Genomic DNA, 1110 nt, shown 5'->3' on the forward strand with positions numbered 1-1110 from the left:
GCGTGCACAACGACGACCCGAAGCCGTTCGTGTGGACCGCCACCGCCGAATCGATCCTGGCCAAGGTCCGACGTGGACGAGTAGCCCTCCAACAAGCGACTACTCAAAACTGAGACAGAACACTAGATACACGGACGCGGGCACTGGCGTCCGTCACCATCGCGACGACACTCGGCGTCCTGGAGCCCCTCCGTGGTCAGCTCCGCATCGCGCTCAACGCCGGCGCCACCAAGGAAGAGATCGCCGAAGTCTTTCTTCAGGTTGCGGCCTACGCTGGCGTAGCACGCGCGTTTGACGGCTACCAGGTCGCGGCCCAGGTCTTCGCAGAGAACCTGGATCGTTCAGACCCTGGTAAGTAAGGGGATCAGGGGTTTTGGGTGGCGGGCGAGGCGGCGGGTCATGATGATGATCATGGCCCATTGGACCATCGCGGCGTGGTGCTCGGGTAGCCGTTCGTAGTCGCGGACAATGCGTCGGCACCGGTTGATCCAGGAGAAGGTGCGTTCGACGCACCAGCGGCGGTGCAGGACGACGAAGGTGGTCTGCCCCGCAGGGCCGGTCCTGCACGTGGGCGCCGGTGACCAGGACAGCGAGGAGCAGGCCGCAGGTGTCCACGGCGATGTGACGCTTGCGGCCGTTGGTCTTCTTACCCGCGTCATAGCCGCGGCTGGCCCGGCCGACGGTCTCCGCGGCGCGTACCGACTGGGAGTCGACCAGCGCGGCGGTCGGCTGCCGGTGACGGCCCTCGACCTGCGCGCGGACCTGTTCGCGCGGGCTGTTGTGCATGCGGTTGAGCGTCCGTCCCCGTTTCAGGTCTTGAAGTTCGTCGCGGTCCTGCGCGACGCGAACCCGCCCGAGTCAGACTTGAGCAGCGTGGTCGGGTTGACCGGCGCGGCACGGGACTGTCGGATCTTCGGCTCTGTCTCACATTCGGTGGTTACGGAGGGTGTTCGGACAGTCCCGGCCATAGAACAGGTCTACACCCACGATGCTGAATCGGAGGAAGGGCACTTTCGGAACGGGGATTTCAAGCCACCGGCGTGTTCGTCCACTGGGCGAGCAACTTCAGTGCCTCGTGGGATGAGCTGTCTGGTTCGGCGGTGAACACCA

General features: G+C 65.1%; 2 pseudogenes. One reads left to right on the plus strand and one right to left on the minus strand.

The features are described 5' to 3' along the window. Positions 1-131: 131 nt before the first annotated feature. A pseudogene (locus ABGB21_RS36855) lies at positions 132-359 on the plus strand (carboxymuconolactone decarboxylase family protein); the annotation flags it as partial. Between the two features lie 90 nt (positions 360-449). Here ABGB21_RS36855 and ABGB21_RS36860 read toward each other — a convergent pair. Further along, positions 450-750: pseudogene (locus ABGB21_RS36860) on the minus strand (transposase); the annotation flags it as partial. Between the last annotated feature and the right edge of the window lie 360 nt (positions 751-1110).

Origin of the sequence: Plantactinospora sp. B24E8 (assembly GCF_039871735.1) — a bacterium.
GTDB lineage: Bacteria > Actinomycetota > Actinomycetes > Mycobacteriales > Micromonosporaceae > Plantactinospora.